General features: G+C 64.2%; 19 protein-coding genes and 6 tRNA genes. 12 read left to right on the top strand and 13 right to left on the bottom strand.

The window, feature by feature from the left end; genetic code table 11:
* Positions 1 to 58: 58 nt before the first annotated feature.
* Positions 59 to 1066: a tRNA dihydrouridine(20/20a) synthase DusA gene (gene dusA, locus RRX38_RS06655; protein ID WP_315961995.1), complete on the top strand. Its 1008-nt coding sequence runs from the start codon at positions 59 to 61 to the stop codon at positions 1064 to 1066.
* 268 nt (positions 1067 to 1334) lie between these two features.
* A complete protein-coding gene (locus RRX38_RS06650; RefSeq protein WP_295470267.1) occupies positions 1335 to 1766 on the top strand; it encodes a universal stress protein in 432 nt (143 codons plus the stop codon).
* On the opposite strand, the gene RRX38_RS06645 is transcribed toward RRX38_RS06650, so the two are convergent.
* From RRX38_RS06645 to RRX38_RS06630, 4 genes are read right to left on the bottom strand one after another with little or no spacing between them, the layout of a single operon-like run.
* Positions 1759 to 2238, bottom strand: a complete 480-nt coding sequence (locus tag RRX38_RS06645) for a response regulator (protein ID WP_295470269.1) — start codon at positions 2236 to 2238, stop codon at positions 1759 to 1761. The two genes, RRX38_RS06650 and RRX38_RS06645, sit on opposite strands and share 8 nt — an antisense overlap.
* The gene (locus RRX38_RS06640; protein WP_315961994.1) at positions 2235 to 4565 is read right to left on the bottom strand and encodes an ATP-binding protein; all 2331 of its coding nucleotides are present in this window, start codon (positions 4563 to 4565) and stop codon (positions 2235 to 2237) included. Before RRX38_RS06640 ends, RRX38_RS06645 begins: the two co-directional genes overlap by 4 nt.
* The gene (locus tag RRX38_RS06635; protein ID WP_315961993.1) at positions 4562 to 5227 is read right to left on the bottom strand and encodes a response regulator transcription factor; all 666 of its coding nucleotides are present in this window, start codon (positions 5225 to 5227) and stop codon (positions 4562 to 4564) included. The genes RRX38_RS06640 and RRX38_RS06635 overlap by 4 nt, the downstream gene beginning before the upstream one ends.
* Positions 5224 to 6411, bottom strand: coding sequence for a sensor histidine kinase (locus RRX38_RS06630; RefSeq protein ID WP_315961992.1), 1188 nt, complete (start codon positions 6409 to 6411; stop codon positions 5224 to 5226). Before RRX38_RS06630 ends, RRX38_RS06635 begins: the two co-directional genes overlap by 4 nt.
* 167 nt (positions 6412 to 6578) lie before the next feature.
* Between RRX38_RS06630 and RRX38_RS06625 the strand changes: the two genes are divergently transcribed.
* Complete coding sequence (locus tag RRX38_RS06625) at positions 6579 to 7100, top strand: SgcJ/EcaC family oxidoreductase (protein WP_315961991.1); 522 nt, start codon at positions 6579 to 6581, stop codon at positions 7098 to 7100.
* A 24-nt stretch (positions 7101 to 7124) separates the two neighbouring features.
* Here RRX38_RS06625 and RRX38_RS06620 read toward each other — a convergent pair whose 3' ends face one another.
* From RRX38_RS06620 to RRX38_RS06580, 9 genes are all read right to left on the bottom strand, one after another.
* On the bottom strand, positions 7125 to 8042 hold the full coding sequence (locus RRX38_RS06620; RefSeq protein WP_315961990.1) for a metal ABC transporter solute-binding protein, Zn/Mn family: 918 nt from the start codon (positions 8040 to 8042) through the stop codon (positions 7125 to 7127).
* Entirely contained in the window at positions 8043 to 8942 is a 900-nt protein-coding gene (locus tag RRX38_RS06615; protein ID WP_315961989.1) for a metal ABC transporter permease, read from the bottom strand. It abuts the gene before it with no gap.
* Positions 8942 to 9694, bottom strand: coding sequence for a metal ABC transporter ATP-binding protein (locus tag RRX38_RS06610; protein ID WP_315961988.1), 753 nt, complete (start codon positions 9692 to 9694; stop codon positions 8942 to 8944). Before RRX38_RS06610 ends, RRX38_RS06615 begins: the two co-directional genes overlap by 1 nt.
* Positions 9691 to 10635, bottom strand: a complete 945-nt coding sequence (locus tag RRX38_RS06605) for a metal ABC transporter substrate-binding protein (protein ID WP_410524871.1) — start codon at positions 10633 to 10635, stop codon at positions 9691 to 9693. The genes RRX38_RS06610 and RRX38_RS06605 overlap by 4 nt, the downstream gene beginning before the upstream one ends.
* A 4-nt stretch (positions 10636 to 10639) precedes the next feature.
* Positions 10640 to 11218, bottom strand: a complete 579-nt coding sequence (locus tag RRX38_RS06600; RefSeq protein ID WP_295470293.1) for a DUF6162 family protein — start codon at positions 11216 to 11218, stop codon at positions 10640 to 10642.
* Positions 11215 to 11547 carry a hypothetical protein gene (locus RRX38_RS06595; RefSeq protein ID WP_295470296.1) on the bottom strand — a complete coding sequence of 111 codons (333 nt, stop codon included), beginning with the start codon at positions 11545 to 11547 and terminating at the stop codon, positions 11215 to 11217. Before RRX38_RS06595 ends, RRX38_RS06600 begins: the two co-directional genes overlap by 4 nt.
* Entirely contained in the window at positions 11544 to 12089 is a 546-nt protein-coding gene (locus RRX38_RS06590) for a thiamine pyrophosphate-binding protein (protein ID WP_315961986.1), read from the bottom strand. Before RRX38_RS06590 ends, RRX38_RS06595 begins: the two co-directional genes overlap by 4 nt.
* Positions 12086 to 13303, bottom strand: coding sequence for a PepSY domain-containing protein (locus RRX38_RS06585; protein WP_315961985.1), 1218 nt, complete (start codon positions 13301 to 13303; stop codon positions 12086 to 12088). The genes RRX38_RS06590 and RRX38_RS06585 overlap by 4 nt, the downstream gene beginning before the upstream one ends.
* A gap of 242 nt (positions 13304 to 13545) precedes the next feature.
* Positions 13546 to 14742 (bottom strand): amino acid aminotransferase, encoded by a 1197-nt coding sequence (locus tag RRX38_RS06580; RefSeq protein ID WP_315961984.1) that lies wholly within the window; start codon positions 14740 to 14742, stop codon positions 13546 to 13548.
* A gap of 330 nt (positions 14743 to 15072) precedes the next feature.
* On the opposite strand from RRX38_RS06580, the gene uvrB reads away from it, so the two are divergent.
* From uvrB to RRX38_RS06535, 9 genes are all read left to right on the top strand, one after another.
* The gene (uvrB, locus tag RRX38_RS06575; RefSeq protein ID WP_295470305.1) at positions 15073 to 17088 is read left to right on the top strand and encodes an excinuclease ABC subunit UvrB; all 2016 of its coding nucleotides are present in this window, start codon (positions 15073 to 15075) and stop codon (positions 17086 to 17088) included.
* Positions 17089 to 17271: 183 nt separating this feature from the next.
* Positions 17272 to 18753 (top strand): glutamate--tRNA ligase, encoded by a 1482-nt coding sequence (gene gltX / locus RRX38_RS06570; protein WP_315961983.1) that lies wholly within the window; start codon positions 17272 to 17274, stop codon positions 18751 to 18753.
* 167 nt (positions 18754 to 18920) lie between these two features.
* A tRNA-Ala gene (locus tag RRX38_RS06565) sits at positions 18921 to 18996 on the top strand.
* 69 nt (positions 18997 to 19065) lie between these two features.
* Positions 19066 to 19141, top strand: a tRNA-Glu gene (locus tag RRX38_RS06560).
* Between the two features lie 50 nt (positions 19142 to 19191).
* Positions 19192 to 19267 (top strand) — tRNA-Ala (locus RRX38_RS06555).
* Between the two features lie 69 nt (positions 19268 to 19336).
* A tRNA-Glu gene (locus RRX38_RS06550) sits at positions 19337 to 19412 on the top strand.
* A 50-nt stretch (positions 19413 to 19462) separates the two neighbouring features.
* Positions 19463 to 19538, top strand: a tRNA-Ala gene (locus RRX38_RS06545).
* A gap of 44 nt (positions 19539 to 19582) precedes the next feature.
* Positions 19583 to 19658 (top strand) — tRNA-Glu (locus RRX38_RS06540).
* A gap of 141 nt (positions 19659 to 19799) precedes the next feature.
* A complete protein-coding gene (locus tag RRX38_RS06535) occupies positions 19800 to 20255 on the top strand; it encodes an acyl-CoA thioesterase (protein WP_295470309.1) in 456 nt (151 codons plus the stop codon).
* The last annotated feature ends 28 nt before the right edge of the window (positions 20256 to 20283 follow it).

Below are 20283 nucleotides of genomic sequence, written 5' to 3'. Positions count from 1 at the left end.
CGAGTCGGCCTTGCCGCCCTTGGCCTGTCTCCCCAGATGTCGAAGCCAGACCGTGACCATGCAAGCCGATACCGTTCCCCTTTCTACTGCCCAATCCGTGCCTTCTCGCCGCTTCTCCGTGGCGCCGATGATGGATTGGACCGACCGCCATTGCCGTTACTTCCTGCGCCTGTTGTCGAAGAACGCGCTGCTGTACACGGAAATGGTCACCACCGGCGCGGTGCTGTTCGGTGATCGTGAGCGTTTTCTGGGGCATCACGAGGCGGAGCACCCGTTGGCGTTGCAGTTGGGTGGCAGCAACCCGGCGGACCTGGCGGCCTGTGCGAGGCTGGCCGAGGCGGCGGGGTATGACGAGGTCAACCTCAATGTGGGCTGCCCCAGCGACCGAGTGCAGAACAACATGATCGGCGCCTGCCTGATGGGGCATCCGGGATTGGTGAGTGACTGTGTGAAGGCCATGCAGGATGCGGTGGGCATTGCGGTAACGGTCAAGCACCGGATCGGCATCAACGGTCGTGACAGCTACGAGCAGCTGTGCGATTTCGTCGGCCAGGTGCGCGAGGCAGGGTGCCGAAGTTTCACCGTGCATGCGCGTATCGCCATTCTCGAAGGCTTGTCGCCGAAGGAGAACCGCGAGATCCCGCCGTTGCGCTACGACGTGGCCGCACAGTTGAAGACCGATTTCCCGGACCTGGAGATCGTCCTCAATGGCGGCATCAAGACCCTGGACGCCTGTGAAGAACACTTGCAGACCTTCGATGGGGTGATGCTCGGCCGCGAGGCGTACCACAATCCGTATCTGCTCGCCGAAGTGGATCAGCGGCTGTTCGGCGCCACCCACGCGCCCATTGGTCGCGCCGAGGCCATGGCGGCGTTGCGTCCCTATGTGGTGGATTACACCTCGCGCGGTGGCAACATGCATCACATCACCCGGCACATCCTTGGCCTGGCCCAGGGCTTTCCGGGGGCGCGGCGTTTCCGCCAGATTCTTTCCACCGACATTCAGAAAGCCGAGCAGCCGCTGGCGCTGTTCGACCAGGCCGCGCAGATCCTCGAAGGACGCTGAGCGCCGCAGGCTGTTCGCCGATACCGGCTCTCGTGAACGGGGGCCGCGTTTTACCTATCATTTGGCATCGCTTTAATACCACCCCTAAAGAGTGTCTCAGACCGTACCGTCCATGAGCATCCGACAGTCGGGTAATCAACGGGCGGGGCGGTCACGCGTGGTTTATTTCAGCCAGGCTTGCCCTGGGTCAAAGGGGCGACGGATCGTGCTGGTTGGCGGGTTTGCAGGAGGCTATGTTGCAGGCATACCCACTTGCAGGAGAGCAGCCATGCACAAGGTTCTGGTTCCATTCGACGGTTCGGTCCACGCCCGCCATGCGCTGGAATATGTCATCGGTCTCGCCGGTCAGATGGCCCGCCCGCTGGAGGTGCATGTGCTGAACGTGCAGTCCAGCCCCATGGCCTACGGTGATTACCTGGCCCCGGACATGATCGAGGGGGTGCGCGCGGGGTTGCTCAACGAGGCGCGTGATGTGTTGCAGTCGGCCAGCGATCAGCTCAAGGCCGGTGGCATCGTGCATGAGACCCATGTCGATTTGGGTCATGTCGCCGAGCAGATCGCCGTGGCGGTCAAGAAGCTGGAATGCGACACCGTGGTGATGGGCACACGCGGACTGGGCAGTTTTGGTGGTCTGCTGCTGGGTTCGGTGGCCAACCGGGTGATCCATGATGTGAAGGTTCCGGTCATCCTCATCAAGTGACCTTACCCTCTTGCTGCGCCGGGCCTGATGGCTGGCGCAGCAGCTCGATACCTCCAGCGGGCAACAGCTCGCGCAGACGCTTGTAGAGCAGTCGGGTCTCCAGCAGATTCCAGATGCGCAGCATGGTTTCCAGTGCATCCAACGGCTTACTGATGAAGTCGCGGGCACCGAGTGCCAAGGCGCGCAGGCGGGTTTCGCGTGTCGCATCGGCGGTCAGCACCAGGATGGGCAGGTAGTCGTTGGCTGGAATGCGTCGGCCCAGCTGTTCCAGTACGGCGAAGCCGTCGAACTCCGGCATGTGCAAGTCGAGAATCACCAGGTCGGGCTGAAAACTGTTGAACAGGTCCAGAGTCCGCAGCGGCTCGGTGCTGCCCAGCACGTTTGTCAGGCCCTCGCGAGCCAGCAGTTGTTCCATCAGCTCCAGATTGGGGCGCTGGTCATCAATGATCAGAACGCGCAGGTCTTGATTCATGTTCGCTCCGGTAGGTGCTGGTCCAGATAAGTCAGAAAGGCCGGGATGTTCAGGGGTTTGGTCAGAATCGCCGTAGCGCCTGCATCGCGAAGCGCCTGATGGGTCGCCTCGCTGGCATCGGCGGTCATCATCAGCACGGGTATGTTCTGCGTGCGCGGGCACTGGCGTGCGCGCCGCAGCACTTCCAGGCCTTGCAGGTCCGGCAGGTTGACGTCCAGGAGAATGAGCTGCGGTGCGTGGCGCCGGGCCAGGTCGAGTCCCAGTTGGCCTTGCATGCTCGACAACAGGCGAATGCCGGGACGGCGCTGCAGCAGGGTTTCGATCAGTGCCATGCTCGACAGGTTGTCCTCGATGCACAGCACGGTGCCGCGTTGTCCCAATATTTCGTTTCTGACCGGCCGTGGCTCGCTGATCGGGGCCGCCAGCGTGGGTCGGTGGGTGGGGGGCACGTCAACGGCGGGCAACTCGAGGGTGAAGCGGCTGCCTTGGCCAACGACGCTTTGCACCTTCAGGCTGCCATGCATGGCCAGCAACAGGCTCTTGCTCAGCGCCAGGCCCAGACCGGTGCCTTCTACGCCGGGGTCGGGGTCGAGCCGTTCGAAGGGTTTGAAGAGCCTGTCCATCTGCTCTTCAGCGATGCCCTGGCCGGTGTCGTTGACGGCGATGGCCAGCGTCTTGCCACGCACTTCCACCTCCAGCCACACCCGACCGCCAGGGCGGTTGTACTTGATCGCATTGGACAACAGGTTGAGCAGCACCTGCGTCAGACGCTGGCGGTCGGCGTTGACACCGCAGTCGGTGGGAAGAGGGGGCAGCTCTGTCAGTTCGACCCCGACCTCGCTGGCCAACGGGCCGACCAGCGCCACGGCCTCTTGCAGGGCATCGCTGACCGGTACCGCCTCAAGGTTCAATGCCAGCCGGCCGGCCTCGATCCGCGCGATGTCCAGCACCTCGTTGATCAAGGTCAGCAGATGCTGACCGGCGCGCAGGATGTGGCCGACCTGGGGCTTGTGGGGAGGGCTCGCCTCCATGTCGATGAGTTGGGCGAACCCCAGGATGGCGTTGAGCGGCGTCCGCAGTTCGTGGCTCATCCGCGAGAGAAACTCGCTCTTCGCCCGGCTGGCCCGTTCTGCCTCCTCCCGCGCGGTGCGCAGCGCAATGTCTGCCGCACGGCGGTCGCTGATGTCACGCGTGATCTTGGAGAAGCCGCGCAGCTCCCCTCTGGCGTCGTACTGGGCGGTCAGTACCACACTGGCCCAGAAGCGACTGCCGTCCTTGCGACAGCGCCAGCCTTCTTCGGTGTAATGGCCGTCGCGGGTGGCCTCGCTCATGGCCAGCGCAGGATGCTCCGGGCACTCCTGGGGCAGGTAGAACAGCGAAAAGTGGCGCCCGATGATTTCCTGTTCGGTGTAGCCCTTGATACGTTCGGCCCCGGCATTCCAGCTGGTGACATGGCCTTGGGTGTCAAGGGCGAAGATGCCGTAGTCCTTCACGCCATCGATGATCAGCCGCAGGCGCTCCTCGTTGTCACGCAGGGCCCGCTCGCGCTCGGCCAGAAGCTGCCCGGCTTCCACCAGGCGCTGACCCAGCAGGCCGACTTCGTCGTTTTCCGGTGGTTGCGGCTGCAAGGGTTGTCCCATGGCCAGGCGCTGCGCATTGCCCTGCACCCGCTGGACCCGGGCCACGATGCCCTTGGAGAGCAGCAGCACGGCGACGATGGCGCCCATCAGGCCGCTGCCGGCGGCCAGCAGGGTGGACAGCAGCAGGCGTTGGCGGGTTGCGGCGGCGGCCGCGCTGCGTTCGGCCAGCAGGGTGTCTTCCCGGGTTCGCATCACGCCGATGTAGTCGCGCAGGTGGTCGAGGGTGTGTTTGTTCTCGGTCAGGATCAGGGCGATCGTATCGCCGTCGCTGTTCTTCAGCGTGCGCAGGGCGTCCAGGCCTTCAAGCTTGGTCTGGATCAGGGGGGCGATGGCCTTGAGATGATCGCGCATTTGCTGGTCGCGTACGTGGCCATCGAGGCGCTGCAGGGCGGCGGCTATCTGGGTGCGGGCCTGCAGGTAGGCGGGCAGGAAGTCTTCGCGACGGGTCAGCAGGTAGCCGCGTACACTTGCGGCCGCCTCGGCCAGTTGGGTGTGCACGGTCTGTATATCACCTTGTACGCGAAGCACGCGGCGCACATCTTCCTCGGCCCGTGCGGCCTGGCGCTCGCTGATGTAGATCAGGACCAGCGAGCCCAGCAGCAGGACCAAGGGCAAGGCAATGGCCACCAGTGCCTTGCCGCGCAACGGCAGGTCGGCCCAGCGACTGGCCAGGCAGGGGGCGCTCACGACCACTGGCCCGGCACCAGGCCCAGAGCCACGCCGCGCACGGCCGCCTGGGTACGGTCGGCGGCATTGAGTTTGGCGATCACCCGTTCTACGTGGGCCTTGGCGGTGCCGGTGGTGATGCCCAGGCGCAGGCCAATCTCACGGTTGCTGCAACCACTGGCCACCAGTTGCAGAACCTGGCGTTCTCGAGCCGTGAGTATCTCCAGGGCGGGCAGCGTCGCTGCGCCCGCGTTGCGGTCGGCCATGCGCCGCAGCAGGCGCGCGCTGACCGCACCGTTCAAGGCTTCCTCGCCACGGGCCACGCGTCGCAGGCTGTCGATGACTTCATTACGACGGGCGTCCTTGAGCAGGTAGCCGACGGCGCCGGCGCTGATCGCCGCTTCCAGATGGTCGGTGCTGTCGTCCATGGTGAAAATCACCACCTTCACCGCTGGCAGCCGTTGCTGCATCAGCCGCGCGGCGCCCAGGCCGTTGAGCACCGGCATGCGAATGTCGAGTATGGCGATGTCCGGGTGCAGCGTTTCGCACAGAGTCACTGCCTCTTGGCCATTACAGGCCTGGCCGACTACCGCGAACTCGGGATGGTCAGCCAACAGCGCGACGAAGCCGGTGCGGGTGACTTCATGATCATCGGCGATGACCAGGCGCAACGGATCATTCATGAGCAAGCCTTGTCGTGGGAATACAGCGGAACGATAGCGCGTAACTGGGTGCCGCCTCCGGGACGGCTGATGCAACTGAAGCGGCCGCCGAGCAGGCTGGCGCGTTCCTGCATCGCCACCAGCCCCAGGGACTGGCCTGCCGCAGCGGCGGGCAGGCAGGCACTGTCGAAACCACAGCCGTCGTCTTCGAGCAGCAGTGCGACATGGCTTTCGTGCAATTCCAGTTCAAGCTTCACGCTGCTGGCGCGCGCATGCTTGAGGATGTTGTTGATGCCTTCCTGGGCAATACGGAACAGGGCGATTTCCACGTGGCCGGGCAAGCGCGACAAGGAGCGGGAAAACCAGTTGACCTGAATGCCGGCTTCGCGTAATCGATCGACCTCCTTGTCGACGGCCTGGAACAGCCCGAAGTCGTCCAGCACGCTGGGGCGCAGCCCGCCGATCAGCCGCCGCCCTTCACCGACGCAGTGCTGCGCCAGATCGAGAATGGCCTGCAGGTCGTGATCCAGCCGCTCGGGCAGCGGCGGACAGCGACCGGCGAAGCCCTGCAGGCGCTGGTGCAGGCCAGCGAGGGTCTGGGCCAGGCCGTCGTGCAGATCGTAGGCCACTCGTTTGCGCTCATCCTCCTGTGCGCTCAACAAGCGGTGAACCAGCTCCGACATGCTTCGCTCGCGGTGCAGCAGCGTCTGCAACAAGCGGTTGTTCTGCAGGTGTGCGGCCAGCAGCGTAGCCAGCAGGTTCAGCGATTCGACGTCCTCGTTGTCCGGCGCACTGCCGACGCTGCTGTTGGCCAACAGCAGCAGGCCAAAGGGACGCTCTTCAGAACCGCGCAAGGGCAGACTCAGCACCTGGGCCCAGCGGCCCTCGACGTTTTCAGCCCAAGCCGGCTCCTGGATGCTGGTATTGGCCAGTGCGGCCAGCTCGTCGAGGCGGTCCTGGCTGCCCAGGCCTGCGGTGGCGTGCACCGGGGCATCGCTTTCCCATTCTAGTAGCAGGCCATGGTCCATAGCTACGAATGCACAGGCACGCCGCAGGACCTGCTGGCGCATGGCATCCGGCGTCAGGCGGGTCAGCTCGCGACCGGTGTCGACCAGCAGGCGCAGGCGTGCCGCACGGCTTTGTGACTGGCGATATTGAGTACGGATGGCCAGGGCACTGGCAGGGTCTTGGGCAGGGTCGTGCATGGAAGGCTCCTGGAGGTCGCCTTGAGGGCGCCAGGTCGTTATTAAAACCCGACGATGGCGTGGCTGCCTATCTGCCAGATGGCATACACAAATGACTCCGATCGGCCGATGGCCGCGGCGGGGCGATACGGCAAAGTCGCTGCCAGACCAACCCGCAGGAGTGAACCATGAACCTCAAACGTACCTTACTGGCATTGACCCTGGCCGTCGCCGCCCCCCTGGTAACGGCCGCCCCGGAAGCGCCCTATGTGTATCGCACCGTAGCGTCACTGCCCAGCGACGCGAAACAGCGCGAGATCGCCAGTTTGTTCGAGCGCTGGAACGCTGCGCTGCAAACCGGCGACGCGGCGGCGGTCACCCAGTTGTACGCCGCCGATGCGGTGCTCCAGCCTACGGTGTCGAACCAGGTACGCGCCACGCCTGCGCAGATCACCGATTACTTCCAGCATTTTCTGGCGCTCAAGCCCGTGGGCCGCATCAACTATCGGGAGATTCGCCAACTGGGCCCTGACGCGGCCATGGACAGTGGTGTCTACACCTTTACCCTGATCGACGCCGACGGCAAGACCCGGGATGTCCAGGCCCGCTACACCTTCCTTTACGAGAAGGTCGATGGTCAGTGGAAAATCCTCAATCACCACTCCTCGGCAATGCCGGAAGTGCAGCCGGTCATGCATGCCAGCCACTGATCGAGCTTCGCCTGGTGGGCTCGCTCAGCCCTGGAGCAGGGCGTCCACCAGTTTGGCCGCGTCGTTCTGCAGGTCAGCCAGCGGATCGTCGCTTTCCGTACCCACCACCAGCACCCGGCTGCCGGCCGCCTCGATGGCGGCCTTGACCGGGGCTGCGGGTTCGCGATGGTCGAGCACTACACCAACCTGGTTGTCCTTGAGGTTCTCGGTCAAGCGGGCAAGGGCTTCGTTGCTCCACTGTTCGTCGCTGGGCAATTCCTGGGGCACGCGCTCCAGGTTCAGGCCGGCGATCAGGTAGTCCAGACGCGGCGAAAGGCTGACCACCGCGACGCTGTCGGCCTGGGCCAGGCGTTGTTCGCTTTGCGCACTGAGCTTGAGCAACTGTTGTTTGAGCGCCGCCAGGTTGGCTTCGATGCGCGGTTTGGCGGTCGGTGCCAGGCGTACCAGGTCGGCGGCCAGCACGTCAGCCATGCGCCCCAGGTTGTGGCTGGCCAGCCACGGCTGGGCACTCAGACCATCGACACTTTGCCCAGGCTGCAAAGCGACACCCGGGAGCGCGCCGTCCACCGGCCGCGCGGCGTCGATCTCGACGATGCGGATATTGCTGCGCCGGGCGTTGGGGTAAAGCGGGTCCTCGCTCCAGATCGAACGCAGGCCGATCACCGCATCGGCATTCTGCGCCAGCTTGCGCAAGGGCTCGGCGCCACGACCGGTAAAGTAGGCGGTCTGCCGTGAGCCGGGGAGGTTGGCAGCCGCCGCGCGTTCCAGCACCACGCCGCTGTCTTTCAGCAGGATCTGTCCCAGGCAGTAGGTGATCGGCAGGCTGGCCAGGATCACCACCGGCTTGGCTTCGGCGGCCAGTACGTGGGTCGCTGGCAGGCTTGTCAGCGGCAACGCCAGGGTCAGGGCGAGGGTCAGGCCGCGCAGTTTGGAGAGAGTCATTTATCCGATATTCCCTTTGAGGCTGGGCAACAGGCCGCGTGCGATGGCGGCGAGGGCGAAGGCGAGACCGCAGACCAGGATGATGGCCGCACCGGAAGGCACCGGCAGGTCGAAGAGGATCGGCAGCAGGATGCCGCACAGCGTACTGACGGTGGCGATCAGCACCGAGATCCAGAAGAAGCCCTTGAGCGACTGGCTGAGCAGCCGGGCCGCGGCAGCGGGGATGACCAGCAGGGCACCGACCAGAATCGCGCCGATGACCTTGACGGCGGCCACGGTAATCAGTGTCACCAGAACCACGAACAGGTAGTCCAGGGCCTTGACCGCCACGCCGCGTACGGCCGCCAGTTGCGGGTTGAAGCTGGCCAGCATGATGCGGTTGTACAACGGCAGGCTCAGGCCCATGACCAACGCCCCGACCACGGTGAGGACCAGCAGGTCATCGCCGTTTACGGTCAGCACCGAGCCGAACAGCACGTTTTCCAGAATGTGTACGTTGATCTTGCCGGCCAGCACCAGCAGCAGGCTGGCGCCCAGCGCCAGCGACACTGACAGAAACACGCCGATCAGGGTGTCAGGCGTCAGGCCGGTGCGGTTGCGCAGGTAGTTGAGCAGGATGCCGAACAGCAGGCAGTAGGCGAACAGGCTGCCATAAGGACCCGTGTAGGGTTCGCCGAGCAGGATGCCGATGGCCACGCCGGTCAGCGCGGCATGCCCCACGGCCTCGGAAAAGAAGGCGAAGCGCTTGACCACGACCAGGGTGCCCAGGCCGCCCAGTACCGGGCCGATCAGCAGGCCGGCCAGCAGCGCGTTGACCACGAAGCCGTAGGCCAGCGCTTCGGGGAGGTAGCCGGTGCTGGCCAGGTCCTGGATGAACTGGCGAAAACTATCGTAGGACATCAGGCCGTTTCTCCTGTCGGGCGAGGGTGGGCGGAGAACAGCGTGAGCAGGCGTTCCGGGGTCAGGGCGGTGGCGGCGGACTCGTCGAACAGCACGCGGCGGCTCAGGCCGGTGACCTGGTCGGCGAGGCGCTTGACCGCGTCCAGGTCGTGCTCGACCCACAGTACGGTAATGCCGCTGGCGCGCCACTGGCCGAGCAGGCGCTCGAAGACCTGAATACCCGGTTCGTCGAGGGCTGACATCGGTTCGTCGAGCACCAGCAGCTGCGGTGCGGGAATCAGCCCCTGGGCCAGCAGCACACGCTGCCGCTCGCCACCGGACAGCGCGCCCATGCGCCGCTTGCGTTTGTCTTGCATACCGACCCGCTCCAGCGCGTCGCCAATGGCGGCGGCGTAGTGCCGTGACAGGCCGAGGAAGGCCGGGCGGCGCTGGCACATGGCGGCCATGAAGTCTTCGACGGTCATCGGCAGGCCGCGGTCGAATTCCAGGGCTTGTGGCACATAGCCGACCACGCCGGGGGCGGCTGGCCACAGCAGGCTCAGTTCGCCCTGGTGCGGCATCTGCCCCAGCAGGGTCTTGATCAGCGAGCTCTTGCCACCGCCGTTGGGGCCGACCAGGGCGTGGACGCTGCCGGGGCGGACGCTGAAGCTCACGCGGTCAAGAATGGTCGTGCGGCCCAGGACCAGGCTGACCTCGGCAAAGCTCACGGCGGGGCCGCTGGCGACACTGTGCAGGGACTGGGCAGCGGTCATGCGCCGTTCTCCTGGATGGCCCGCACCACGGTGTCGAGGTTGCCGGTCATGTCCTTCTCGTATTTGTCGGCGCTGTATTCGCCATAGGAGATGTGCGACAGCGGGTAGAGGCGAACCCCCGACTCACGCTGGATGGTCTCGACGTAGGTAGACGGAAAGTCCATTTCCGAGAAGATCACCTTCACGTCCAGCTCGCGCAGCTGGTCGATGGTTTTCTTCAACTGGCTGGGGCTGGGCTCGATACCGTGTGCCGGTTCGACCACGGCGGTGACCTCCAGGCCGAACTCGCGCAGCAGGTAGTCGTAGGCGGCATGCACGGTGGCGACCCGCAGCTCGGCGTTGGGGGCCTGGGTCAGCTTGGCCAGGGCATCGGCGCGCATCTGCCGCAGGCGCTTGGCGTAGGCGCGGGCGTTGCTGCTGTAGGTCTTGGCATTGGCGGGGTCGAGCTTGCCCAGTTCGCGGGCGATATTGTTCACCTGGGCGATGCTGGCGCTGATCGACAGGAAGGTATGCGGGTTGACCACCTTGCCGGCGCCGCGTGCAGCGATGCCGGTGGCGGCCAGCAGGGGCACGTCGGCGTTGGCTTCGATCACCGGGACATCGGGCTTTTCGCTGGCCTGGATCATGCGGTCGGCGAAGTCGTCATGGCCGACGCCGTTGAGCACGATGACGTCCAGCGTGCCGATGCGCTTGATGTCTTCGGACCGTGGTTCGTAGGCATGCGGGTTGAAGCCGGCAGGAATCAGCGGCACCACCTCGGCCTTGTCACCGACGATGTTGCTGACATAGCTGTAGTACGGGTGCAGGGTGATGCCGATACGCAGCGGCTGGCCGTCGGCGGCGCTGGCCAGGGTCGGCAGCAGGGCGGCGAACAGCCCGAGCAGCAGGTGGCGGAACAGGGGAATGGACATGGTCTGGCGATCTTCTGTGCGTGAGGGCATGGGGTCAGTGGCGGTGCTGGCGGGTGACGCCGGCGTCGAAACGGGTGACGACCTGTTTCCAGCCGGCGGCGATCAGCGCCTGGTCGCTCAGTTCGGCGGGCGCGCCTGTGGCGGTGCTGCGGTTGACCCAGATGTCGGGCTGCTCGGCGTCGTCGTCTTGCCGGGGGTGGCGCAGCAGGAAGGAGCCGGCGACTGGCAGCGACTGGCTGATGCCCAGGTAGCTGTCACCGCTCATCTGCCATTGGTGGGCACCGCGGGTGATGGCGCTCGGGTCCGCCGTGAACGGTGGCAGGCCTTCCTCGGCCAGTTGCTCGACGCTGACCGGGGCGGTTTGCTCCTCGGCCAGCAGACGAATCTCGTCCAGTGCCACGCGCAGATCGGCGTACAGGCCCTGTTCGGCGGCGGTCAGGTCGCGGCGAGCGTCGAGCTGATGATTCGCCAGGGCGTCGGGCTCGTGGCTTTCGCCGCGCAGGCCGATCACGCCAGCCGCGACCAGCAGGATCAGCAGGCAGGCGAGCAGCACCTGGAGGGTTTCATGCCCGGCGCCAGCCGGGCGAATGATCTGGCGGGTCGAGGTGCTCATCGGGAGGCAATGTCCGCCTGGTCGATTTCCACGACGTGGCCGGGGCCGGCATCGAACAGTACGTAGAACTCGGTATCGGGTTTCTTGAAGGTCAGGGTCGAATCGGCGCCGAGCTTGCCGGGCACCAGAATGGTTTCGTCGTAGCCGATGACGTCCAGGGTCACGCCCGGGGCTGCACTGCCGTCGGAAAAGCCCCCGGTGCAGCGGATGTTCTCGGCGTCGACCTGCTCGCACTGGCAGATCGGGTTGTGTGCCAGGGCCGTGCCGCTCAGGCCCAGGGCGATCAGCAGCAGCGGTGCCAGGCGGCGGGGAAGGGCGGTTCTGCTCATGGTTTGACTCCTTGCTTGTTCAACCAGGCAACGGTAAGGGGCGATGCCTGTTCCAGCGGGATCGAGGCCTGGTGCACGCTGCCGTCCCAGCCTTCCATGGTGATCCACAGGTCGGCCTTGGGGTCGGTGTCGGCGGGGATGATCATCTGCGCGCCCATGCGGTAGCCCGAGCCGAAGAAGATCACCCCGGCGGTGCGCAGGCTGCGCGGCTTGCCGATGCGCAGGTAGGTGGCCTTGACCTGGTCCTTGCACGCGGTGCACAGCGCGGCGTTGAAATTCTTCGTGTAGCCCAGGTTGCCATTGGGCATCGGCGCTTCGTTGCGTTGCTCGGCCAGGGTGATACGCCACGGGCCGACCGGCACTTCGCCAATCTCGCGCTGGCCCAGCCCCATGTCGCCGCGAAACAGCGCCGCGTCGGCGAAGTACTTGGGCATGAAGCCCAATGGGATGAGCACCAGCAGCACGTTGATGTGAAAGCGCCATTTGTGCCACAGGCGGCTCAGGGGCGAGGGGGACGGTTTGACGGTTGCAGTCTTGTTCACAGAGAGGCCTCCGCGCGCTCGTTGTTCATGACCGGCTTGGAGGCCGGTGCGGCCGGGCGTGTGTTGGCAGTCCTGGCTTCGCGCTTGAGGGCGGCGAGGGTGGCCTGGACGGTGCGCTTGCTCCAGATCAGCAGGCCGCTGAGCACCATCATGCTCAGCACCAGGCCGAAGAACGCCCAGATCAGCTTGATCCAGATGCCGCCGAAGTCACCGGTATGCAATGGCCGCATCGACTCGGTGACGAACTCGAGCTTGCTGCGGTCCGACAGCAGGTGCGTCGAGGCGACCTCGCCGGTGTAGGGGTTGATTTCGGCGGTCTGGAACATCAGCGGGTACCAGCTGCGGCCCTCGATGAACAGGTTGCTGTAGGCGTTGGCCGGAAAGCTGACGTGGCTGGCCTCCAGGCCGGGGATGCGGGCCTGCGCGGTGGCCACGGCACGGTCCAGGCTGATGCGTGGTGCGGGCGCGCCGTCGGCGGTCAGTGGCACTTCCTTGTGGGGGATGATCGATGCGGCGGGCACATAGCTGGAGATACTGATCTGGTTGTCATAAAGGATTGCCTGGATCAGGAACCAGGTGCCGGTCACCGAGATGACCAGGATGAACCAGATCGACCAGATGCCGCTGAGGCGATGGAAGTCGCCCCAGAAGATCCGCGCACCCTGGCTGACGCGCAGTGTCGGCTTGAAGAAGCCTTTCCAGAACTTCTTGTACACCACCAGGCCGGTGACCAGCGAAACCAGCAGCGGGATGCCCAGCAGCGAGACCATGTACCAGCCCCAGGAGAAACCATTGGTGAACGGCACCAGCCACCAGCCGTGCAGGGCGCGGGTGAACTGGCGGAAGTCGAAGGACGGTGCCGAGCCCTGGACTGCCCCCGTGTAGGGGTTGACGTAGAGGGTCGTCGAGCGGCCATCGGGGTAGGTGGCGCGCACGTTCAGGGCAAAGTAGTCACCATCCGGTTGGGCAATCGAACTGATGTCCAGGCTTGGTTCGTTCTTTTCCAGGCGTTGCCGCACCTGCTCGAACGGCAGGCGTTCGGCCTCGTCCGATGGCGGGTTGTGGCGCATTTCCGGGTAGGTCAGCCAGAGGATTTCCTTGCTGACCACCGCCAGGGTGCCAGTGACGCAGACGATCAGCACGAAGAACCAGATCGGCAGGGCTACCCAGCTGTGCACCAGGAACCAGAGTTTGGAGCGGGATTTCTTGGACATTGCAGGCGTGTCTCGTTTCGCGGGTGGCGCCGCGGCTGGGCCGCGTCGGCATCTGTACTCCGGCCGTGGGTGCATGGAAAGGTGGCCGACTATGCAGATAAAGACGAATGAGAACTAAATACCCGTAATAACCAGTAGCGATAAAGTGTAAAAAAATATTTCTGAGGCGGGCGGAGAAGGCGGCCGGAAGAGGAGATACCCGCCGTTACCGGCGTAGCGGCGGGTCGTTCAGGTGCGGGGAATTACAGTACCTGGATGATGGCCTGGCACACCTGATCGATGTTCTTCTGATTCAGTGCCGCCACGCAGATGCGTCCGGTATCCAGGGCGTAGATGCCGAATTCGTTGCGCAGGCGCTGGGACTGGGCGGCGGTCAGTCCGGAGTAGGAGAACATGCCCTGCTGGCGCGCGACGAAGCTGAAGTCCTGGCCGGCCGGGTTGCCCGCCAGGCGCTCGACCATGGCCTTGCGCATGCCGTGGATGCGCACGCGCATTTCGCCCAGCTCTTCTTCCCACATGCTGCGCAGTGCCGGGTCATTGAGCACGGCGGCCGAGATGATCGCCCCGTGGGTCGGCGGGTTGGAGTAGTTGGTGCGGATCACGCGCTTGACCTGCGACAGCACGCGGCCGGTTTCTTCCTTGGAGTCGGTGATGATCGACAGGGCGCCGACACGCTCGCCGTACAGCGACAGCGACTTGGAGAACGAGCTGGAGGCGAAGAAGGTCAGGCCGGAGTCGGCGAACAGGCGCACGGCGGCGGCGTCTTCGGCGATGCCCTGGCCGAAGCCCTGGTAGGCCATGTCGAGGAACGGTACATGGTTCTTGGTCTTGACCACTTCCAGGACCTTTTTCCAGTCGTCCAGGCTCAGGTCGACGCCGGTCGGGTTGTGGCAGCAAGCGTGCAGGACGATGATCGAACGCTCGGGCAGGTTCTGCAGGTCTTCGAGCATGCCGGCACGATTCACGTCATGGCTGGCGGCGTCGTAGTAGCGATAGGTCTGCACCGGAAAACCGGCGGTCTCGAACAGCGCACGGTGGTTTTCCCAGCTTGGGTCGCTGATGGCCACGGTGGCGCCGGGCAGCAGTTGCTTGAGGAAGTCGGCGCCGATCTTCAGCGCGCCGGTGCCGCCCACCGACTGGGTGGTGAGCACGCGGCCCGAGGCGATCAGTGGCGAGTCGACGCCCAGCAGCAGCTTCTGGACGGCCTGGTCGTAGGCGGCGATACCGTCGATCGGCAGGTAGCCACGTGGGGCGTGCTGGGCCACACGGATTTCTTCGGCCTTGGCCACCGCGCGCAGCAACGGAATGCGCCCGTCTTCATCACAGTAGACGCCCACGCCCAGGTTGATCTTGTCGGTGCGGGTGTCGGCGTTGAATGCTTCGTTGAGGCCCAGGATAGGATCGCGTGGTGCCATTTCGACAGCGGAGAACAGGCTCATTGTTTGCGGCGGCTCTGAGTTGGGAGTGAGTGAAAGGCACGCTCCGGACCCGATGCCCCAGAGCAGTGCATAGCGGGGTCCGAGTATAGTGAGCATCGCGCGGCAGGGCGACGCTGGCGGGGCAGTTTTTTCAGGATATTTCGATTTTTTTAGCGAACCCCGCCCGCGTTGTAGCCTCCATCTATACAGAGGGCCGGCAGGCACCGACTTGAAAGACCGCCCCGGCGGCTCCATCTTGGTTGTCTACGCCCGCACAGTCCGACCTGACGGCACCCTGGTGGTGCCCGCCGGGTTCGTCGTTTTCCAGGCATCATCACCGAGAGGCCGGTCATGTCCGAGTTCCAGCTCGTCACCCGTTTTGCTCCCGCCGGCGACCAGCCAGAAGCCATCCGCCTGATGGTCGAAGGCATCGAGGCCGGGTTGTCGCACCAGACCCTGCTGGGGGTCACTGGCTCCGGCAAGACCTTCAGCATCGCCAATGTCATTGCCCAGGTGCAGCGCCCGACCCTGGTACTGGCACCGAACAAGACCCTCGCCGCGCAGTTGTATGGCGAGTTCAAGGCGTTCTTCCCGAATAACGCGGTGGAGTATTTCGTTTCCTATTACGACTACTACCAGCCCGAAGCCTATGTGCCGTCGTCGGACACCTTCATCGAAAAGGACGCGTCGATCAACGACCATATCGAGCAGATGCGGCTTTCCGCCACCAAGGCACTGCTGGAGCGCAAGGACGCGATCATCGTCACCACGGTGTCGTGCATCTATGGCCTGGGTAGCCCGGAAACCTACTTGCGCATGGTCCTGCACATCGACCGTGGCGACAAACTCGACCAGCGCGCACTGCTGCGGCGCTTGGCCGACCTGCAGTACACCCGCAACGACATGGATTTCGCCCGCGCCACCTTCCGTGTACGGGGCGATGTCATCGACATCTACCCGGCGGAATCGGACCTGGAAGCGATCCGCGTCGAGCTGTTCGACGACGAGGTCGAGAGCCTCTCGGCCTTCGACCCGCTCACGGGCGAAGTCATCAGCAAGCTGCCGCGTTTCACCTTCTACCCCAAGAGCCACTATGTGACGCCCCGGGAAACCCTGCTGGAGGCCATCGAGGGCATCAAGGTCGAGCTGCAGGAGCGCCTGGAGTATCTGCGCGGGGCTGGCAAGCTGCTGGAGGCCCAGCGTCTGGAGCAGCGCACGCGCTTCGACCTGGAGATGATGCTGGAGCTGGGCTACTGCAACGGTATCGAGAACTACTCGCGCTATCTGTCTGGCCGGCCTGCGGGTGCGCCACCGCCGACCCTCTACGACTACCTGCCGCCGGATGCACTGCTGGTGATCGACGAATCCCACGTCAGCGTTCCGCAAGTGGGGGCAATGTACAAGGGGGACCGCTCGCGCAAGGAAACGCTGGTGGAGTACGGCTTCCGCCTGCCGTCGGCGCTGGATAACCGGCCCATGCGTTTCGACGAGTGGGAGGCGGTGACACCGCAGACCATTTTCGTTTCCGCGACCCCTGGCCCCTACGAGGCCGAGCATGCGGGGCGGGTGGTGGAACAGGTGGTGCGCCCTACCGGGCTGGTCGACCCCCAGGTGGAGGTGCGCCCGGCGCTGACCCAGGTCGACGACCTGTTGTCGGAGATCCACAAATGCGTGGCGGCCGAAGAGCGGGTGCTGGTCACCACGCTGACCAAGCGCATGGCCGAGGACCTCACCGATTACCTGGGCGACCACGGGGTGAAGGTGCGTTACCTGCACTCGGATATCGACACCGTGGAGCGGGTGGAGATCATCCGCGACCTGCGCCTGGGCACTTTCGATGTGCTGGTGGGCATCAACCTGCTGCGTGAAGGCCTGGACATGCCGGAGGTGTCGCTGGTGGCCATCCTCGATGCGGATAAGGAAGGCTTCCTGCGCTCCGAGCGTTCGCTGATCCAGACCATCGGCCGGGCGGCGCGTAACCTCAATGGCCGGGCGATTCTGTATGCCGACCAGATGACCGGCTCCATGGAGCGGGCCATCGGCGAGACCGAGCGGCGGCGGGAAAAGCAGGTGGCCTTCAACGAGGCCCACGGCATCGTGCCCAAGGGCGTGTCCCGCGATGTGGCCGACATCCTCGAAGGCGCCACCGTTCCGGGGGCGCGCAGCAAGAAACGCAAGGGCGCGGCCAAGGCTGCCGAGGAGCAGGCGAGGGCTGAGGGCGAGCTGCGTTCACCAAGCGAGATCACCAAGCGCATCCGCCAGCTCGAAGAGAAGATGTACGACTTGGCTCGCGATCTGGAATTCGAGGCCGCTGCGCAGTTGCGCGACGAGATCACCAAGCTGCGTGATCGCCTGCTGCAGGTCTAGCGCCCCAGACAGGAGGGACGTTCAGGCGGTGGGGGCGAGCTTGCCCGCGAAGAATGCGCCAGGTTCAAGGCGCGGGCCTGGAGTCTGTAGGCCTCTTCGCGGCTAAAGCCGCTCCCACGGTGGAGCGGTGGGTGGGCTGCCTGCTAATATCCGCGGTTTGATCGACCTCAACCGGGATTTTTCATGACCACCGTTCGTACCCGTATCGCACCGTCGCCGACCGGCGATCCTCATGTCGGCACCGCCTACATTGCGCTGTTCAACTACTGCTTCGCCAAACAGCATGGCGGCGAGTTCATCCTGCGCATCGAGGACACCGACCAGCTGCGTTCGACCCGTGAGTCCGAGCAGCAGATCTTCGACGCGCTGCGCTGGCTGGGCATCGAGTGGAACGAAGGCCCGGATGTCGGCGGCCCGCATGGTCCGTACCGGCAGAGCGAGCGTGGCGATATCTATCGCCAATATGCCCAGCAACTGGTCGACATGGGGCATGCGTTTCCGTGCTTCTGCACGGCCGAAGAGCTGGAGCAGATGCGCGCAGAGCAGCAGGCCCGTGGCGAAACCCCGCGCTACGATGGTCGAGCACTGCTGCTGCCGCCCGAGGAGGTGCAGCGCCGCCTGGCTGCTGGCGAGCCTCACGTGATCCGCATGAAGGTGCCCAGCGAAGGTGTCTGCGTGGTGCCTGACCTGCTGCGCGGCGACGTGGAGATCCCATGGGACCGCATGGACATGCAGGTGCTGATGAAGGCTGATGGCCTGCCCACCTACTTCCTGGCCAACGTGGTGGACGACCACCTGATGGGCATCACCCATGTCCTGCGTGGCGAAGAGTGGCTGCCATCGGCACCGAAGCTGATTCTGCTCTACGAATACTTCGGTTGGGAGAAGCCTCAGTTGTGCTACATGCCGCTGCTGCGTAACCCGGACAAGAGCAAACTGTCCAAGCGCAAGAACCCGACCTCGGTAACTTTCTACGAGCGCATGGGTTTCATGCCTGAGGCGATGCTCAACTACCTGGGCCGCATGGGCTGGTCGATGCCCGACGAGCGCGAGAAGTTCACCCTGCAGGAAATGGTCGACAACTTCGACCTGTCGCGTATCTCCCTGGGGGGGCCGATCTTCGATATCGAGAAGCTGTCGTGGCTCAATGGCCAGTGGCTGCGCGAGCTGCCGGTCGAAGAGTTCGCCGCGCGGGTCCGGCAATGGGCACTGAACCCCGAATACCTGATGAAGATCGCGCCGCACGTGCAGGGTAGGGTAGAGACCTTCAGTCAGATTGCACCCTTGGCCGGATTCTTCTTCGCCGGCGGCGTGACGCCAGACACGGCGCTGTTCGAACACAAGAAGCTGTCGCCTGAGCAGGTGCGCCAGTTGCTGCAGCTGATCCTCTGGAAACTCGAGTCGCTGCGCCAGTGGGAAAAGGACAGGATCACCGGGTGCATCCAGGCGGTCGTCGATCATCTGCAGCTCAAGCTGCGTGATGCCATGCCGCTGATGTTCGCTGCGATCACCGGCCAGGCCAGCTCGGTGTCGGTGCTCGACGCCATGGAGATCCTGGGTCCGGACCTGACGCGCTTCCGTCTGCGCCAGGCCATTGATCTGCTGGGTGGGGTGTCGAAGAAAGAAAACAAGGAATGGGAAAAGCTGCTGGCAGCCATCGGCTGAAGAAGCGGTCAGGCCGCCGGACGACCGTCCGGCGGCCCTTGCGGGTCCGGTTTACCGGGACGCGGGCGGTAAGTGTTTGTTCTGTTGGAAAAAATTTTTAGAAATTCTCGAAAATAAGTTTGACAGGACTTCGAATCGCTCTTAATATGCGCCCCGTCCACTGATGTGGGGCTATAGCTCAGCTGGGAGAGCGCTTGCATGGCATGCAAGAGGTCAACGGTTCGATCCCGTTTAGCTCCACCAAATTAGAGGTTCAGAGTCATCCAGCAATGACTGTGAATCGATCGGCGAAAGCCGATCAAAGAAGGTTTTGTCCCCTTCGTCTAGTGGCCTAGGACACCGCCCTTTCACGGCGGTAACAGGGGTTCGAGTCCCCTAGGGGACGCCAGTTTCACCGAGTAAGGCGCAAGCCAAGCTCCGCCGCAGGGCGTTAAATTCGGGGCTATAGCTCAGCTGGGAGAGCGCTTGCATGGCATGCAAGAGGTCAACGGTTCGATCCCGTTTAGCTCCACCAACTTAGAGGTTCAGAGTCATCCAGCAATGACTTTGAATCGATCGGTGCAAGTCGATCAATGAAGGTTTTGTCCCCTTCGTCTAGTGGCCTAGGACACCGCCCTTTCACGGCGGTAACAGGGGTTCGAGTCCCCTAGGGGACGCCAGTTTCACCGAGTAAGGCGCAAGCCAAGCTCCGCCGCAGGGCGTTAAATTCGGGGCTATAGCTCAGCTGGGAGAGCGCTTGCATGGCATGCAAGAGGTCAACGGTTCGATCCCGTTTAGCTCCACCAATTTCCAGGATTCGCCAGCCGGCGAATCTGACTGAAGGTTTTGCGTCCCCTTCGTCTAGTGGCCTAGGACACCGCCCTTTCACGGCGGTAACAGGGGTTCGAGTCCCCTAGGGGACGCCACGATTTTCCGCTTATGCGGGCCCAAGGGTCATTCGATTGTTGAATGGCCCTTTTGTTTTTCTGCCGTTTATATTCCCGCCTCCGCGGCAACCCCAGCCTTGCTAAACTGCCGCTCATCTCGCCTTCACAGCAGGAGCACGCATGGTCTGGGACCTGGCCGATCCATTCATCATCGATCTGAGCGTCGCCGCCGAGGACATCGACGGTCTGGGGCACGCCAACAACGCCGTATACGTCACCTGGCTGGAGCGTTGCGCCTGGCGTCACTCTCAGCAGTTGGGCCTGGACCTTAGCGAATACCGACGCCTGGACCGCGCCATGGCGGTGGTGCGGCACGAAATCGACTACCTGGCCAGTGCCTACGAGCATGACGCGCTGCAACTGGCCACCTGGATCGTCGACTGGGACCGTCGACTGAAGATGACCCGCCGCTTTCAACTGCGCCGCCCGGCCGATGGCGTGACCCTTTTGCGTGCGCAGACCACCTTCGTGTGTATCGAGTTGTCGACTGGCCGTCCACGGCGCATGCCGGAGTCGTTCATCAGTGGCTACGGCGCGGCGATCCAGCCGATTCCCAATCCCGGCGGCGCCCAGTAAACTGCCGCACTTTTTCCGAGCGTGATCC

The sequence above is a fragment of the Pseudomonas sp. DTU_2021_1001937_2_SI_NGA_ILE_001 genome (assembly GCF_032463525.1).
GTDB lineage: Bacteria > Pseudomonadota > Gammaproteobacteria > Pseudomonadales > Pseudomonadaceae > Aquipseudomonas.
The sequence above is the reverse complement of the archived record's forward strand: the minus strand, read 5'-3'. Positions and strand labels throughout refer to the sequence as shown.

Excerpts from the sequence above, each read along its gene's own strand:
- RRX38_RS06535 (WP_295470309.1), top strand. The coding sequence starts at position 19,800 with ATGGTCTGGGACCTGGCCGATCCATTCATCATCGATCTGAGCGTCGCC.
- RRX38_RS06635 (WP_315961993.1), bottom strand. The coding sequence starts at position 5,227 with ATGAATGATCCGTTGCGCCTGGTCATCGCCGATGATCATGAAGTCACC.
- RRX38_RS06645 (WP_295470269.1), bottom strand. The coding sequence starts at position 2,238 with ATGAATCAAGACCTGCGCGTTCTGATCATTGATGACCAGCGCCCCAAT.
- uvrB (WP_295470305.1), top strand. The coding sequence starts at position 15,073 with ATGTCCGAGTTCCAGCTCGTCACCCGTTTTGCTCCCGCCGGCGACCAG.
- dusA (WP_315961995.1), top strand. The coding sequence starts at position 59 with ATGCAAGCCGATACCGTTCCCCTTTCTACTGCCCAATCCGTGCCTTCT.
- RRX38_RS06630 (WP_315961992.1), bottom strand. The coding sequence starts at position 6,411 with ATGCACGACCCTGCCCAAGACCCTGCCAGTGCCCTGGCCATCCGTACT.
- RRX38_RS06610 (WP_315961988.1), bottom strand. The coding sequence starts at position 9,694 with ATGACCGCTGCCCAGTCCCTGCACAGTGTCGCCAGCGGCCCCGCCGTG.
- RRX38_RS06600 (WP_295470293.1), bottom strand. The coding sequence starts at position 11,218 with ATGAGCACCTCGACCCGCCAGATCATTCGCCCGGCTGGCGCCGGGCAT.
- RRX38_RS06650 (WP_295470267.1), top strand. The coding sequence starts at position 1,335 with ATGCACAAGGTTCTGGTTCCATTCGACGGTTCGGTCCACGCCCGCCAT.
- RRX38_RS06585 (WP_315961985.1), bottom strand. The coding sequence starts at position 13,303 with ATGTCCAAGAAATCCCGCTCCAAACTCTGGTTCCTGGTGCACAGCTGG.
- RRX38_RS06605 (WP_410524871.1), bottom strand. The coding sequence starts at position 10,635 with ATGCCCTCACGCACAGAAGATCGCCAGACCATGTCCATTCCCCTGTTC.
- RRX38_RS06580 (WP_315961984.1), bottom strand. The coding sequence starts at position 14,742 with ATGAGCCTGTTCTCCGCTGTCGAAATGGCACCACGCGATCCTATCCTG.
- RRX38_RS06595 (WP_295470296.1), bottom strand. The coding sequence starts at position 11,547 with ATGAGCAGAACCGCCCTTCCCCGCCGCCTGGCACCGCTGCTGCTGATC.
- RRX38_RS06615 (WP_315961989.1), bottom strand. The coding sequence starts at position 8,942 with ATGTCCTACGATAGTTTTCGCCAGTTCATCCAGGACCTGGCCAGCACC.
- RRX38_RS06625 (WP_315961991.1), top strand. The coding sequence starts at position 6,579 with ATGAACCTCAAACGTACCTTACTGGCATTGACCCTGGCCGTCGCCGCC.
- gltX (WP_315961983.1), top strand. The coding sequence starts at position 17,272 with ATGACCACCGTTCGTACCCGTATCGCACCGTCGCCGACCGGCGATCCT.
- RRX38_RS06620 (WP_315961990.1), bottom strand. The coding sequence starts at position 8,042 with ATGACTCTCTCCAAACTGCGCGGCCTGACCCTCGCCCTGACCCTGGCG.